Origin of the sequence: Bradyrhizobium agreste (assembly GCF_016031625.1) — a bacterium.
Classification (GTDB): domain Bacteria; phylum Pseudomonadota; class Alphaproteobacteria; order Rhizobiales; family Xanthobacteraceae; genus Bradyrhizobium; species Bradyrhizobium agreste.
Window position 1 is genome coordinate 197,204 of sequence record NZ_JACCHP010000011.1, and the last position, 14,291, is coordinate 211,494.

General features: G+C 65.0%; 12 protein-coding genes and 1 pseudogene. 6 read left to right on the plus strand and 7 right to left on the minus strand.

Annotation, left to right across the window (positions count from 1 at the left end; translation table 11 throughout):
• Positions 1–46 precede the first annotated feature (46 nt).
• Positions 47–1,630 (plus strand): MDR family MFS transporter, encoded by a 1,584-nt coding sequence (locus tag HZZ13_RS17915; RefSeq protein WP_197960866.1) that lies wholly within the window; start codon positions 47–49, stop codon positions 1,628–1,630.
• A 3-nt stretch (positions 1,631–1,633) separates the two neighbouring features.
• Here HZZ13_RS17915 and HZZ13_RS17920 read toward each other — a convergent pair whose 3' ends face one another.
• From HZZ13_RS17920 to ku, 7 genes and pseudogenes are all read right to left on the minus strand, one after another.
• On the minus strand, positions 1,634–4,129 hold the full coding sequence (locus HZZ13_RS17920; protein WP_197960867.1) for a GAF domain-containing sensor histidine kinase: 2,496 nt from the start codon (positions 4,127–4,129) through the stop codon (positions 1,634–1,636).
• Between the two features lie 103 nt (positions 4,130–4,232).
• Entirely contained in the window at positions 4,233–5,867 is a 1,635-nt protein-coding gene (locus HZZ13_RS17925; RefSeq protein ID WP_197960868.1) for a thiamine pyrophosphate-requiring protein, read from the minus strand.
• Positions 5,868–6,041: 174 nt separating this feature from the next.
• Positions 6,042–6,230: a hypothetical protein gene (locus HZZ13_RS37385; protein ID WP_311972653.1), complete on the minus strand. Its 189-nt coding sequence runs from the start codon at positions 6,228–6,230 to the stop codon at positions 6,042–6,044.
• A 1,210-nt stretch (positions 6,231–7,440) separates the two neighbouring features.
• Positions 7,441–7,683: pseudogene (locus HZZ13_RS17935) on the minus strand (thymidine phosphorylase); the annotation flags it as partial.
• 110 nt (positions 7,684–7,793) lie between these two features.
• A complete protein-coding gene (locus tag HZZ13_RS17940) occupies positions 7,794–7,958 on the minus strand; it encodes a Flp family type IVb pilin (RefSeq protein ID WP_197946461.1) in 165 nt (54 codons plus the stop codon).
• 270 nt (positions 7,959–8,228) lie between these two features.
• Positions 8,229–8,465 carry a hypothetical protein gene (locus tag HZZ13_RS17945; RefSeq protein ID WP_197960870.1) on the minus strand — a complete coding sequence of 79 codons (237 nt, stop codon included), beginning with the start codon at positions 8,463–8,465 and terminating at the stop codon, positions 8,229–8,231.
• 59 nt (positions 8,466–8,524) lie between these two features.
• Positions 8,525–9,511, minus strand: a complete 987-nt coding sequence (gene ku / locus HZZ13_RS17950; protein WP_197960871.1) for a non-homologous end joining protein Ku — start codon at positions 9,509–9,511, stop codon at positions 8,525–8,527.
• 230 nt (positions 9,512–9,741) lie between these two features.
• Here ku and HZZ13_RS17955 point away from each other — a divergent pair, with 230 nt between their 5' ends.
• The 5 genes from HZZ13_RS17955 to HZZ13_RS17975 all read left to right on the plus strand — a co-directional run bounded on the left by HZZ13_RS17955 (position 9,742) and on the right by HZZ13_RS17975 (position 14,226).
• Entirely contained in the window at positions 9,742–9,897 is a 156-nt protein-coding gene (locus HZZ13_RS17955) for a hypothetical protein (protein WP_162832009.1), read from the plus strand.
• 241 nt (positions 9,898–10,138) lie between these two features.
• The gene (locus tag HZZ13_RS17960) at positions 10,139–10,813 is read left to right on the plus strand and encodes a response regulator transcription factor (protein ID WP_036035233.1); all 675 of its coding nucleotides are present in this window, start codon (positions 10,139–10,141) and stop codon (positions 10,811–10,813) included.
• A gap of 108 nt (positions 10,814–10,921) precedes the next feature.
• Entirely contained in the window at positions 10,922–12,298 is a 1,377-nt protein-coding gene (locus tag HZZ13_RS17965) for an ATP-binding protein (RefSeq protein WP_197960872.1), read from the plus strand.
• A 159-nt stretch (positions 12,299–12,457) separates the two neighbouring features.
• Entirely contained in the window at positions 12,458–13,858 is a 1,401-nt protein-coding gene (locus HZZ13_RS17970) for a hypothetical protein (RefSeq protein ID WP_197961104.1), read from the plus strand.
• Positions 13,859–13,956: 98 nt separating this feature from the next.
• A complete protein-coding gene (locus HZZ13_RS17975) occupies positions 13,957–14,226 on the plus strand; it encodes a hypothetical protein (RefSeq protein ID WP_197960873.1) in 270 nt (89 codons plus the stop codon).
• Positions 14,227–14,291: the final 65 nt, after the last annotated feature.

Genomic DNA, 14,291 nt, shown 5'->3' on the forward strand with positions numbered 1-14,291 from the left:
AACGAATCCTTCGCGGCGTTGCGCCGCGTCACGACGCCCGATCGAGATGAACAAGTTCGACCGGCAGAGCAATTCTGCCGACATCCAGGCCTTGCCCGACGATATTGCCGAAGAGCTGTCCCGCCTGCCGAGCGAGGTCATCAGCGTCGACGACGCGCCGTCGATCGCCCCGCCGGTGCCGCTGAGCTCCGACGAGGTCCGCACCATCGTCATCAGCCTGATGCTGACGATGTTCCTGGCCGCGCTCGACCAGACCATCGTGGCGACGGCGCTGCCGACCATCGGACGCCAGTTCCAGGACGTCTCCAATCTCTCGTGGGTGATCACCGCCTATCTGCTCGCCTCGACTGCGGTCGCGCCGGTGTTCGGCACGCTCAGCGACATCTACGGCCGCAAGGCCATGATCATCACCTCGCTCAGCCTGTTCGTCGCGGGCTCGGTGCTGTGCGCGATCGCCCCGAACATGCCGATGCTGATCCTGGCACGCGGGCTTCAGGGCCTCGGCGGCGGCGGCATCATGCCGGTGGTGCAGACGGTGATCTCCGACGTGGTGAGCCCGCGCGAGCGCGGGCAGTACCAGGCCTATTTCTCCAGCGTCTGGATGGTCGGCGGCATCCTCGGCCCGGTCATCGGCGGCGTGTTCGCCGAGCATCTGCACTGGTCGATGATCTTCTGGATCAACCTGCCGCTTTCGGCCGCGGCGCTCGCATTGCTGCTGCCCAAGATGAGCAAGATCCCGGTGTTCCACCGCAAGCGCAAGGTCGACTGGCTCGGCGGCGTCTTGCTGATGGCCGCCGCCGTGGTCTTCATGCTGGTGCTGACCTGGGGCGGTACGCGCTATGCCTGGCTGTCGCCGACCGTGCTCGCGATGGTCGGCGGCGCGGTTGCGCTCGCGGTGACCTTCGTCTGGCACGCCCGGCGGGCCGACGAGCCGTTCCTGCCGCTGCCGCTGCTCGGCGGCAGCGTGGTGCCGTTCGGGCTGATGGCAGGCGGTTGCGCGCTCGGCGCTATCACGGGTCTCACCGTCCAGCTGCCACTCTATTACGAATCCGTTTATCACCTCAGCGCCAGCGAGGCGGGGCTTGCGTTGATTCCGCTCGCGGCCGTCTCGACCTGCGGCGCGGCCATCGCCGGCCGTACCATGGCGCGGGCCAAGCACTACAAGCGCGTCGCCATCATCGGTACGTCCTGGGCCGCGCTGTGCGGCCTTGGTCTGACGCTGACGACGCTCCCGCTCTGGGGCCTGCTGACGCTGATGGCCGCGTTTGCGCTCGGTCTCGGCACGACTTTCCCGGTCTGCGTGGTCTCGGTGCAGAATTCGGTTGCACGGCCGCAGGTCGGCACCATCACCGGCGCGTTGAACTTCTTCCGCTCGCTGATGTCCTCGTTCACGGTTGCGGCCTTCGCCGCGATCCTGCTCATCGCGCTCGGCACAGACATCCCGCTTGCCGGCGAGCATCACGCCGCGGGCGCCGTCGCGATACCCGCCGACGACATGCGGCACGCCTTCCGCTTCGTGTTCGGTGCCGCCACCGCGCTGATGACGACAGCTGCACTGTGCCTGATCGCGATGGAGGAGCGGCCGCTGGCCGGCCCGTCGGCCAAGCAGCCGGTGGAAATGGCCGAGTAAGGCTCAGCGGCCTGCGTCCGGGAAGCGGCTCTTCCGCGGCAGCCGGATCGTGAACTCCGTGAACCCGCCAAGCTCCGTTGCAACGTCGATCGTGCCCCCGTGCTGCTTCACCACGATGTCGTGGCTCATCGACAGCCCGAGACCGGTGCCTTCGCCGGCCGGCTTGGTGGTGAAGAACGGATTGAACATCTTCTCCTTCACATCGTCGGCAATACCGGTGCCGTTGTCGCGGATCGTGATCTCGACGTCGTCGCCGCGATCGCGCGTAGCGACGATCAGCGTCGGCTCGTAACCGGCGGCGCCATCGGCCTTGCGCCGGGTGACCGCGTGGAAGCCGTTCGAGATCAGGTTCAGGAGCACGCGGGTGATTTCCTGCGGAAACACTTCGGCTTGCCCCGCCGCCGGATCGAGCTCGCGCTTCAGCATCACGTGGAATCCCGGCTTCTCGGCGCGGGCGCCGTGATAGGCGAGATTCAGGCTCTCCTCGACCAATGCGTTGATGTCGCTCAAGCGATGCTCGCCGCCGCCTTCGCGCGAATGCAGCAGCATGTTCTTGACGATGGAATCGGCGCGGCGGCCGTGCTGCACGACCTTGTCGAGGTTGTCCTGCAGCAGCCCCGTCAGCTCGTCGACCTCGCTGCGGACGTTCTCGGGGAGGAGGACCGGCGCCAGCAACTCGTTCAGCTCCTCGGTCAGCTCGGCAGATAGCGAGGCGAAATTGTTGACGAAGTTGAGCGGATTCTTGATCTCGTGCGCGATGCCGGCCGTGAGCTGGCCCAGTGACGCCAGCTTCTCGGTCTGGATCAAGCGGTCCTGCGCGGCGCGGAGATCATCGAGCGATCTGGCGAGCTCGCTGGTGCGGGTCGCAACTTCGTTGAACAGGCGCGTGTTCTCGACCGCGATCACGGCCTGATCGGCAAAGGTCTTGAGCAAGTTGATGGCCTTGTCCGGAAAATGACCGGGCTCCCGCCGCGTGACGGCGATGGTGCCGATCGCAACGCCGTCGCGCAGCATCGGCACCACCAGGATGCTGCGATAACCGCGTGTTCGCGCCAGCTCCTTCATGGCTTCGGTCAGATCAGGCTCGTTCTGCATGTCGCTGCGGAAGGCATACTCGCCGCTCCTCGCCACCCGGCTGTGAATGCCCGGCGAGGACAATGGCGTCGGAAATGAGCTCAGCAGGTCCGCATTGCCGGCCTCGTTGTCGGTCGTGAAGGCAGCCAGATGCAGCATCCCGTCGATGACGCGGGTGACGGTGGAGGAATGCGCTCCGATCAGCGCCTTGGCGCTGTCGGAAATGGCCTGGAACACCGGCGTGACATCGGACGGTGAAGCCGCGATCACCTTGAGAATGTCGGCGGTCGCAGTCTGACGTTCCAGTGCTTCCCTGGTCGCGTTGAACAGGCTGACATTCTTGATCGCGATCACGGCCTGGTCGGCGAAAGTCTGCAGCAGGTGCACATGATGCTCGGCGAAGTTCCCGCTCGCGCGGCGCGTCGTGATGATGATGCCGATGGCCTCGCCTTCGCTCATCAAGGGCGCAAACAGCATGCTGCGATAACCGCGGGCGCGTGCGATGTCGCGCGCGGCGGGCTCGAGCTCGGTGTCGGGCAATTGTGCCGCGGCACCATTGGCCACGAGCTGATAGGGCGGAAACTGCGCGAACGGCACCGGGAACGAGTCCTGGAGCACGCGATCGCCGACCGGATCGGTCGGGGTGAATGCCGCAAGGTGCGCGGCGCCGTCGATATAGCGCAGCACCGCGGTGGAGAAGCCGCCGATCAGCCGGTTGGCATTGGTCGCGATGGCCGCGAACACCGGCTGCACGTCGGACGGGGAGGCCGCCATCACCTTGAGGATGTCGGCCGTCGCGGTCTGGCGTTCGAGCGCCTCTTTGGTCTCGTTGAACAGGCGGGCATTCTCGATGGCGATCACGGCCTGGTCGGCGAAGGTCTGCAGCAGCTCTACGAGGTCGGGCGCGAATGCACCTGTGACGGCGCGTGTGACGCTGATCATGCCGACCGGCGCGCCCCGGTTCATCAGCGGCATGAACAGCACGCTGCGGAAGCCGCGCAGCCGCGCCAGCTCCCGGTTCGGTTCCGGGACGTCCGCGGCCTCGCTGTCGGGAAACTGGATCGTCTCGCCCTCGCGCACGAGGGCAAAGGTCGGGAAGTCCGCGATCTTGCGCGGGAACGACGCCTTCAGCCCCGCGTCCGCCTCCGGGCTGGTCGGCGTGAACGCCACGAGGTGAAGCTCGTCGCCGATGAACTGAAGCACGGTGGCGGAGAAGCCGCCGAGCAGGCGCTTCGCGCTGGAGGCGACTGCCGCAAAGACCGGCCGCGCATCGGACGGCGAGGCCGCGATGGTGCGCAGGATCTCGGCGCTGGCGCTCTGGCGATCCCGCGCAGTCGCAAGCTCGGCGCGCAGCTGCGCATTCTCGGCCGCGGCCGATTGCAATCGGCGCTCGAGTTCATCGGTTTCGTGCGAAGGGGTGGTCATTCCTCATCCAGCTTGATGCCGCGACGTGCGCGGCACCGGGCCGGATTATCACATCTTCCGCGGCCGGAGCCAGCGCTCGCCGCCATGCCCCGCACCGGCCCGCTCACGTGCCGGGCCGCGACACCTCGGTCTCCTTGGCTGTGATGAACTCCAGCAGCACCGGCACGCCTTCCCTTGTCTTCTCGATGCCGCGCTTGATCGCCGGCACGATGTCCTCGGGCCGCGTCACCCGCTCGCCATAACCACCGAAGGCGCGGGCCATCGCGGCGTAGTCGCCGGAAATGTCGGTCGAGCGATATTTTTCGGTCGAGATCGGCATCACCTTCAGCTCGATCGCCATCGAGAAATTGTTGAGCAGGATCGACATGATCGGGATGCGCTCGCGCACCGCGGTCTCGAAATCCATGCCGGTGAAGCCGATCGCGGCATCGCCCCAGACGTTGATGCAGAGCTTGTCGGGCTTTGCCAGCTTGGCGCCCATCGCAAGACCCAGGCCGTAGCCGAGCTGCGTCGTCTTGCCCCAGCCGAGATAGGTGAGCGGCTCGACCGCCTTCCAGAACGGCGAGAGTTGGTCGCGCGGACTGCCGGCATCGTGGGTGATGATCGTATTCTCGATGTCCACGGTGTGCTGCAAGTCCCACAGCACGCGATAGGGGCTCAAAGGTGCGTCATTGCTGGTCAGCTTCGGCATCCACTTCGCCAGCCATTCCTTGTGCGAGGCCGCGATCTCGGCCGCGACGGCGGAAGCGTCGCGATCCGCGGTGACGGTCTTGCCGATCTCCTCCAGCAGGGCATCGAGCACGAGGCCGGCGTCGCCGACGAGACCGATGCTGGCTTCCACGTCCTTGTTGAGATGATTTGGATCGAGCGTCGAGTGGATGATGGTCTTGCCCTTCGGCATCGCGATGCCGAAACTGGTCTCGGTGAAGGAGCAGCCGATGCCGAAGATGACGTCGGCCTCGGCCAGAAACTTCGGCACCGCGCGCGGCACTGCGAGGCCGCCGGAGCCGAGCGACAGCGGATGCGTCTCTGGAAACGATGATTTGCCCCCTAAGCTGGTGGTGACGGGGATCGCCAGCCGCTCGGCCAGCCGTTTCAGTTGCGGCCAGGCCTGGGCGTAATGCACGCCCTGGCCGGCATAGATCACCGGCCGTTTTGCATTCACGAGCAGGCTGGCGGCTTCCTTGACGTGAACGGGGTCGGCGCCGTAGCGGGTGCGCAGCACCGGCGTGTAGTTCAGCGGCTCCGGCACCTCCTCGTTCCACATGTCCGAGGGGATCTCGACGATGACGGGTCCGCCGCGGCCGTTCTTCAACCTGGTGAAGGCGCGGCGGAAAATGTTGGCAACTTCGGTCGCGAGGATGATCGGCTCGGACGATTTCGCGAACGGTTTCATCGCCTCGCTGGAATTGAAGTTCGGCTCGACATGCGCCAGCCTGCGCTGATAGCCCATCGGCAGCACCAGCACGGGCACGGATTCGCCGAAACATTGCGCGACGCCGCCCATCGCATTCTCCGCGCCTGGCCCGTGCTGCATGCAGAAGGCGCCGATGCGGCGCCCCGACGTCACCCGCGAGATCGCATCGGCCATGTGGATGCCGACGCGCTCCTGCCGCACCATCACGGGCCGGATCTCGGCCTTGGCCGCGTGCTCGATCAGATGGTTGACCGGATAGCCGCAGAGGATCTCGATGCCCTCGCGCCTCATGATTTCCGCAATGGCGGTGCCGAGCTTCATGGCGTCTCTCCCTGGCAAGGCCGTTGATCCGGCCATTGCAGGAGAGGGGATCAGGAAATGTTGGAGCGGTAAAGCGCGGGGATGCGAGGGCAGCGGTAGGTCAGCTATGCAGTGCGCTCCTGTATCCCGGATGGAGCGTTCGCGCCATCCGGGATACAGGTTTGGGCGAACGTCCTATTTGCAGTTCTTGCAAATCGTAAGCTTGCGCTTCAACGCCTCGTCGTCCTGATCGATCAACGATTGGGAGTCGATGCTAGAGCCCTTGCCGGCGATCGACCTCGCAGGTGGCGTCACCTGGCTCGGCGCATCGTTGCCGTCAGTGCTGGCGCTGAAGCCGTCATAGTCGGCGGCCGGATTTGGCATCGCCGCAGGCCCGCCGATCACGGGTGGAGACGGCTCTCTGGCCGTCGGGATTCTATTGTTCGTTACCGCAGCCGGCGCGCGCTTCGGTTTGGAATTCTTGGCGCCCTCATGCGGTGGAGATGCATTGGGCGGCGCCAGCGAAACTGGCGGCGTGGCCGAACTCTGCGCTCGCGCGCCGTCATACGACCAGATGCCGGCTAATATGAGGCTGAGAGCCAAGAGCGTCGCACGTCTCATCCGCATCCTTCCAAACAGTTCCGGCTCATGGTTCGGCCCGCAGGGTGCGTTCTGCCGCATTGGTGCAGATCAATATCAGGACTCGGGCGGCGGTCAAAGCGCCGCCACGACGCCTTGCGTTGCCCGACGGGCAAAACATGCCAGGGCTGGGTCAATCCTCAATGATCAAAATATTCGTATTTACAGAAATTCTGTTTTGCCGTACAACCCGAAACGTCCTGGCCCGCCACGAGGGGCGTTTCGCGATCGTCACGAAGCGCGGGATGGGATGCGGTGGCCGCGACGGCGTCGGCGCGCGATGGTGTTGCAGGGCGGGAAACCGTGAGCAGCGACAGGCGCGGTACGACACGGCACTGACAGCGTCTTCGCATGGTCTTCACGGTGAGCGCACGCCAGCCGTGGAGGACCCAGCGAGGACGTGCGCGGACGGAGAAGTCGTGTGGTCCTGACGCCCGGGGTCTGTGCGTCAAGTCATGTGGTGATGCTCACGGCCCAACCGGGCACGTACATCAGCCATCTGTATGGCGACGGGGGCAATAGTGCATCGCTCCCCGGGGAGAGCACGAAGGACACCGTTAAAACCATCCGCGCAGGGAAGGCCGGACGTTCCGGCGCTACCTGTCGTCCATCCCGTGCGCTTTTTTCAGCACACGCGGGACTTCGGGTGCCAGCCGGCGCCCGGCCTTCCCTGCGCCCTTGTTTCGAACAGGGCCTAAGACGAGAGCAAAGCTCGGGCGAAACATAGGCGCGAGGATGAGCAGCCATGTCTATCGCGAAAAAGTTCCATCGCGAAAAATCGGTCTCGTGCCCCGGACGCAGCGCAGCGCGCCCCTGGCGATGCGAAGCATCGTCCAGTGCGGCGTGGTGCGCTGCAGAGCCGGGGCCGATGCATCAGCGGAGCGTGCAGCTTCTGGGTCCCGGCTCTGCGCAGCAGCGTGAGAACGCTGCAGCGCGTCCGGGACACGAGAGACGCGCGTTGTGGCACAGGCTCGGAGAGGCCGATCTCGTCGGGAGACGCGAGCATATCGTCGTCCGTAATCAGCAGGGTTGCCAGCAGAACCTTGCTGCCCTGACGAAGCTCGACGCGGCTGAAACCGCGGAAGATCTCCGCGCGCAGTGCCTTGGAGCGCCTGGCGACGACGACGACGTTCTCACGGCCGGTGTCGAGACGGACGCGGCGGATCTTCAGTTGGGAATGCGGAAGGTCTGGATGCATGAACGGGCCGGCAGCACGGAGTTGGACCTCCATGCTTAGACGCCGCCGCCCCAATGCTGTTGACCCAGATCATGGCCCGCCAGTCTGGCGGGCGCGGGCCAGGCCGGTCGTTACTTCATCGCCGAGCTGACCGAGTTGAACTTGTTGTTGAGCAGCGCAGCGCCCGTGCTGTTGACGATGGTCACGATTGCCAGAGCGATCCCTGCGGCGATCAGGCCGTACTCGATTGCGGTTGCGCCATTCTCATCGGCAAGGAAGGACCTAAGCAGACGCATTGCCAACTCCTGTTCATCCGATCCGATGGATGGTCGCGTCGTTATCGGACTTGCAAATCGATCGAATAAGTCTTCATGCGCGCCAAACAGGGCGATCGCACCTTACCTCGTACGACGGCATTCATTAAATTAAGGTTCCGTCGACCCGTTCAAATGAAGTCAAACCGACTGCCCGGCGCGGGCTGTTCGGCAAATTGCCCATCGTGGCTTGGCCTTAACCGATTGTTGAGCCTGTTCGTCAACGAATAGGCAAGGATGTCTCGATCGCGCTCATCCGCGCCGCCCGTCCGCATTCAGCGCCCGCAACATCGCGATGCGGGCGAACATCAGCCAGCCGCCGCCGGTCTCGGCCGCATTGATCAAGGTCTCGATCGCGGTCTGCCAGTGCGCCTCGTGCTGGGCATCCTCGGGCAGCTGCATGATGTAGTCGGCTGCCTCTTGCAGCGTGAGCAGCTTGCGCTTGTTGCTCACGCGAACGGGATCGTCGAACGCCGTCGACCAGGGCATGTCAGGCCGGCCGATCGGCGAGGAGAGACATCACGGCGCGATCGCGGGGTGTGATGCTGTCAGCCGGCCTTCTTTGCCCGCGCGGGCGCGCGTACCGGCTTGTCGGCGGCCTTCTTCGGCGTGGTCGCAGCCTTCGCCGCAGCTTCCTTGCCGCCCTTGCCCGATATCGGCAGCAGCATTTCGCGCTGGCCCTCGACGCGCTTCTTCGGCTTCTTGGACTTCGCGCCGCCCGTGTCCCTGGCGACCTTCGCCGCGGGAGCCGCGTCCTTCTCGTTCGCGATGCTCTTCTTCAGCGCGTCCATCAGGCTGATGACGTTGCCGCCGGTCGTCGGTGCGGCCTTGGCGGTGATCGGCATGCCGCTGCGCTTCTTGTTGATGAGATCGATCAGAGCGGTCTCGTAATGATCCTCGAACAGCTCGGGCTCGAACGTGCCGGACTTCTTCTCGACGATGTGCTTGGCGAGGTCGAGCATGTCCTTGGTCAGCTTCACGTCCTGGATGTCGTCGAAATATTCCTTCTCGCTGCGGACCTCGTAAGGGTAGCGCAGCAGCGTGCCCATCAGCCCGTTCTCGAGCGGCTCCAGCGCGATGATGTGCTCGCGGTTGGTCAGCACCACGCGGCCGATCGCGACCTTGTCCATGCTGCGGATGGTCTCACGGATCACCGCATAGGCGTCGTGGCCGACCTTGCCGTCCGGCACGAGGTAGTAGGGGCGGATCAGATAGCGGTTGTCGATGTCGGCCTTGGGCACGAACTCGTCGATCTCGATCGTGTGGGTGGAATCGAGCGCGATGTCGTCCAGCTCGTCCTTGGTGACCTCGATATAGGTGTCGGTGTCGACCTTGTAGCCCTTGACGATGTCCTCGGACGTCACCTCGTCGCCGGTCTCGGCATCGACCTTGAGATACTTGATGCGGTGGCCGGTCTTGCGGTTGATCTGGTTGAACGAGACCTTCTCGGTATCCGAAGTGGCCGGATAGAGCGCGACCGGGCAGGTCACGAGCGACAGACGCAGAAAACCCTTCCAATTGGCGCGGGGGGCCATGGGCTACTCCAGACACAACAGAGGACAAGCCCTGAGGATACCATCGCCCAGTTGCGAATCATAGCAACCGCCGGCGTGGAATCTTGCAACGGCGTTAATCGCCGCCTGCGCCGTGTGGCCTGGCGGGCGGATGGACCGGAACATCGCCCGAGATGACGCGTTGCCCCCGCAGTTCATCGCCGCGAGGAGGTCGCGGCCACCCGACGCGACAGCCACAGATCGAGGTCAACATGGCAACCACGCGAGAGCAGAACCGGATCGTCGAAACTCCGACCGAGGCGCGCCAGGGCGAGCCCGGGCCTTCGGTGGCGGCGCTGCTCGCCATCTCGACCGGGCTTGCGATCCTGATCCTCGCCGTGGTCTGGTTCGTGTTCTTCCGGACCTGACGGCGGGATCAGCACGCCGGCACCTTCAGGCTCGCCGCGCGACGCGGCACGTTGCGCCCACCATGCCACCGGCTCCTCCGGCGGCATGGTGGGCGCAGTCGCATTTGCGCGCGCCAGGTCGTATATGACCAAAAAGTAAGGTAGACCGGTTCCCCTCGTTCATATTCAGTTCACGCCGGAATTGCTCATCTCTGGCAGTGTTCATGTCGTCTGTTCCTGCAGCCCATCTTTGGAGATAAGCGTGCGCCTGCTCGTTGTTGAGGACGACCCCGATCTCAATCGCCAGCTCACCAAGGCGCTGACCGACGCCGGTTATGTCGTCGATCGCGCCTTCGACGGGGAGGAGGGGCACTATCTCGGCGACAACGAGCCGTATGACGCCGTGGTGCTCGATATTGGCCTGCCGAAGAAGGACGGCATCTCGGTCCTGGAAGCCTGGCGCCGCAACGGCCGCACCATGCCGGTCCTGATCCTCACCGCACGCGACCGCTGGAGCGACAAGGTGCAGGGCTTCGATGCCGGCGCCGACGACTACGTGGCAAAGCCGTTCCACCTGGAGGAGGTGCTGGCGCGCATCCGCGCGCTGCTGCGCCGCTCCACAGGCCATGCCCAGAGCGAATTGACCTGCGGCCCGGTCACGCTCGACACCCGAACCGGCCGGGTCAGCGTGTCGGGCAATCCGGTCAAGATGACCTCGCACGAATATCGGCTTCTGGCCTACCTGATGCACCATTCCGGGCGGGTGGTCTCGCGCACCGAGCTGGTCGAGCATCTCTACGACCAGGATTTCGACCGCGACTCCAACACCATCGAGGTTTTCGTCGGCCGCATCCGCAAGAAGCTCGATGTCGACATCATCCAGACCGTCCGCGGCCTCGGCTATCTCCTGACCCCGCCGCCGGCCCCGGGCGCTTGAGGCGTTCCGGCCTTTTAGTATCTTGGCTTGACGGGAGGCCGAACAGGGCCCTTGGTCCGGTCATGACCTCCGACGACCTGCCATCCTGTGCCGCCCGGGATCATTCCGATGGCCGCTAGCTCGCTTGCGAACCGACTGTTCCTGTCGGCGACGGCCTGGCTCGTGGTGATCCTGGCCATCACGGGCGTCGTGCTGTCGTCGGTCTACAAGAACGCCACCGAGCGCGCCTTCGACCGCCGGCTCAATCTTTATCTGCGCACCCTCATCGCCGAGGTCGCAACCCCCGACGAGCCCCCGGACCGCCAGTTCCAGTCGCTCGGCGAGCCCCTGTTCGAGCTGCCGCTCTCCGGCTGGTACTGGCAGATCACGCGGACCGACACCGAAAAGCCGGAAGTGCGCTCCTCGCGCTCGCTTTGGGACAAGAAGCTGCCGAAGCTGGAAGAGCAGGGTGCCGAGCTCACCGCCGCCGGTATCCGCCTCGCCTATGTCGACGGGCCGGAAGGGCAGAATCTGCGCATGGTGGAACGGCCGGTCGATCTCGGTGCCGACGGCAAATTTCTGGTCAGCGTCGCCGGGGACGACACCGAGATCTTCGACGAGACACGCAGCTTCGACTACTATCTCGGCGGCACCTTCACTGCGCTCGGCATCGTGCTGCTGCTGACGACCGTGTTCCAGGTCCGTTTCGGCCTTGCACCGCTCAAGCGCATCTCGGAAGCGATCGCCGACATCCGCTCCGGGCGGGCGGAACGGCTCGAGGGTGAATTCCCGGTCGAGATCGCGCCGCTGGCGCGCGAGACCAACGCGCTGATCGATGCCAATCGGGAGATCGTCGAACGGGCCCGTACCCATGTCGGCAATCTCGCCCATGCGATCAAGACGCCGCTTTCGGTCATCGTCAACGAAGCCAGCGCGCATGCGGCCGATCCGTTTGCGGAGAAGGTGATGGAGCAGGCGGATGTGATGCGCGACCAGGTTGCCCATCACCTGGAGCGGGCCCGCATCGCGGCACGGGTCTCGGTGGTCGCCACCGTGACGGAGGTGGCGCCTGCCATCGAGGCGCTGCGGCGAACCATGGAAAAGATCCATCGCGACCGCCGCATCGTGGTCGAGGCCAAGGCCGATACATCGGCCAAGTTCCGGGGCGAGCGGCAGGATCTGGAGGAGATGGTCGGCAACCTCGTCGACAATGCCTGCAAATGGGCGGCCTCGCGCGTCCTCATCGAGGTCCTCGTCGAGCCGCCGCAGCAGGCCGGCGCCGGCCCGCGTTTGCGGGTCATCGTCGATGACGACGGCCCCGGCCTGACGGAAGCCGAGCGCGCCCAGGTCGCCCGGCGCGGCCAACGCCTCGACGAGTCGAAGCCCGGGTCGGGACTGGGGCTGTCGATCGTGACCGACCTCGCCGCCCTCTATGGCGGCAGCCTTTCGCTCGGCAGCGCGCCGACTGGGGGCCTGCGCGCCGAGCTGGTTCTTCCGGGAGTATAATCCCTTGTTTCGACGACAATTTCCGGCTCGGCCGAGGCTCCTCTAGGAAGCACGGGAGGCATTCAAGGCAGCTTCCTAAACGGCTTCTTAAGTGGGGACCCCCTATGATCGCGCCGGACCCATCCCATGTCCGCCATTTTACCGTGCATTACCGGGCGCATGAGCCAGACATCGATCGAGCGGCTGAGGGAATATCTCGCGCAGCTCCCGCCGCAGTCGCAGGCGCTGCTGATGCGGGAGTTCGAGCGTGCGCTGGAGCGCGGCCAAGACACGGCGGTGGCCACCCTCGTGCTCGAGCAGCTGCGCAAGATCGTCCGCAAGAGCGAGGCCAACGAGGCTTTGCCGCCGCGCACGGACGATCTGTCGCGGCTGCTGTTCCAGGTGTTGGAACCGTTCCTCGTTGAAGCGGGCACTCCGCTCCGGGCCGGCCAGATTCGCCGCTCCTCGCTGCAGCCGATCTGGCAGTGGCTTGGCCGCGACGGCGCACCGGACAAACTGAACGAATTCGAGGCGGTGCTGTCGCGCATGCCGGCCGACAGTGCAGGGCAGGTCGAAGCCCTGGCGCAGAAGCTTCAGGCCGTGGCCGCGGCCGCCATCTTTCAACTGACTGGGCCGGGGGGCGGCGACAAGTCGCGGGCGCTTGCCCGGGTCGGACCGCCCAACGTGATCGAGGATCTCTATTCGATCGGTGCGGTGCTCCAGGTCCGGGACGCCATTGCGACGTTGAACGAGAAATTGCCGCGCACCTTGCGGGCCTTCGGGGATTCCCAGATCGCTTCGGTCACGTCGGCGCTCAACATTCCGGCGCTTCAGACGCCGCAGATGCTGCCTTTCGCCTTGTCGATCGTCGTGCAGCGGATGACCGCGCCCTGGCAGATCATCCGCCTTGCCGTCAAGATAGCGGCGTCCGATGACGAGATCCGCGTCGCGGCGACGCCCTACGGTATCGCCGTCACGATTGCTCTGCACGATTTGTCCTGCGTCGCCGCGATCCTGCGCATGGACATCAAGCGCGGCCGTTTCGACAATGTCGCCGGCAACCTCAAGACGCTGCACGACGGCGTGCGCGGACTGCGCACCGAGCTCGACCTGCGCAACGATTCCGCCTGGGGCAAGCAACTGACCTCGATCCGGGCCGACATCTCCAATGCGCTGCAGTCCGAGATCGACAGCGTTCCCGGCCGCGTCCGCCGCATCCTGCGCCAGCGCCCCGAAAAGGACATTCCGCCAGGGGCGCGGATCGACAGCACCGAAGTCGAGGAGACGGTGGCCCTGATCGACTTCGTCGCGACGTGCCGCAATTATGCGAGCGAGCTTGCGATCAACGAGGTGACGCTGCGCACCTATTCCGATCTCCAGCAATATGTGGAACGGTCGACCGAGCAGCTGGTGCAGTCGCTGCGCGCCGCCGATCACAAAGTTCGCACCTATCGGCAGCAGCAGGTGCAGGCCGCGATCCGCTTCTGCCAGGTGCTGTTCGGCGACGATTACGCCTCATTGATGAGCCGGGCCGCCGAAAATGCACTCACGGGCGAGCGCAAATCGTCGCGCGCAGGCTGATCGGCGCGCATTTTTTTCGATCGCAAGTAGAGGTTGACGGCGCCGACGGCGCACCGTACTTTTCCGGTGCAAGTCTGGGAATTTCTATCTGTGGGCGCATGAAACCCGTTATCAGCTCGATCGAAATCGAGAACCGCGTCGTCGTGGCCAAGTATCAACGGCTGATGGTTGGGGCCAAGGTGGTGCTGGTCGAGAAGGCCAGCGATCGGCATCTGCCTGAGACCGTCACGAGGGTTGCATCTCGGGTTCCGGTCGGAGCGCTGCGCATCAGATTGCCGGATGCAATCAAGCCGGGGACATACTTCCTGAAGGCCTTCAACGGGCACGGCGAGCAGGCCGCGCAAAGTGTCGACTTCGAGATCGGCTAAGCCGTTGGATTTTCACCTTTTCGGGACGACATGCGGGTCGCGCCGAATTGACAATTGTCAATTGC

Coding starts and splice junctions, on each gene's coding strand:
- HZZ13_RS17915 (WP_197960866.1), top strand. CDS start 47: ATGAACAAGTTCGACCGGCAGAGCAATTCTGCCGACATCCAGGCCTTG.
- HZZ13_RS17920 (WP_197960867.1), bottom strand. CDS start 4,129: ATGACCACCCCTTCGCACGAAACCGATGAACTCGAGCGCCGATTGCAA.
- HZZ13_RS17925 (WP_197960868.1), bottom strand. CDS start 5,867: ATGAAGCTCGGCACCGCCATTGCGGAAATCATGAGGCGCGAGGGCATC.
- HZZ13_RS37385 (WP_311972653.1), bottom strand. CDS start 6,230: ATGCCAAATCCGGCCGCCGACTATGACGGCTTCAGCGCCAGCACTGAC.
- HZZ13_RS17940 (WP_197946461.1), bottom strand. CDS start 7,958: ATGCGTCTGCTTAGGTCCTTCCTTGCCGATGAGAATGGCGCAACCGCA.
- HZZ13_RS17945 (WP_197960870.1), bottom strand. CDS start 8,465: ATGCCCTGGTCGACGGCGTTCGACGATCCCGTTCGCGTGAGCAACAAG.
- ku (WP_197960871.1), bottom strand. CDS start 9,511: ATGGCCCCCCGCGCCAATTGGAAGGGTTTTCTGCGTCTGTCGCTCGTG.
- HZZ13_RS17955 (WP_162832009.1), top strand. CDS start 9,742: ATGGCAACCACGCGAGAGCAGAACCGGATCGTCGAAACTCCGACCGAG.
- HZZ13_RS17965 (WP_197960872.1), top strand. CDS start 10,922: ATGGCCGCTAGCTCGCTTGCGAACCGACTGTTCCTGTCGGCGACGGCC.
- HZZ13_RS17970 (WP_197961104.1), top strand. CDS start 12,458: ATGAGCCAGACATCGATCGAGCGGCTGAGGGAATATCTCGCGCAGCTC.
- HZZ13_RS17975 (WP_197960873.1), top strand. CDS start 13,957: ATGAAACCCGTTATCAGCTCGATCGAAATCGAGAACCGCGTCGTCGTG.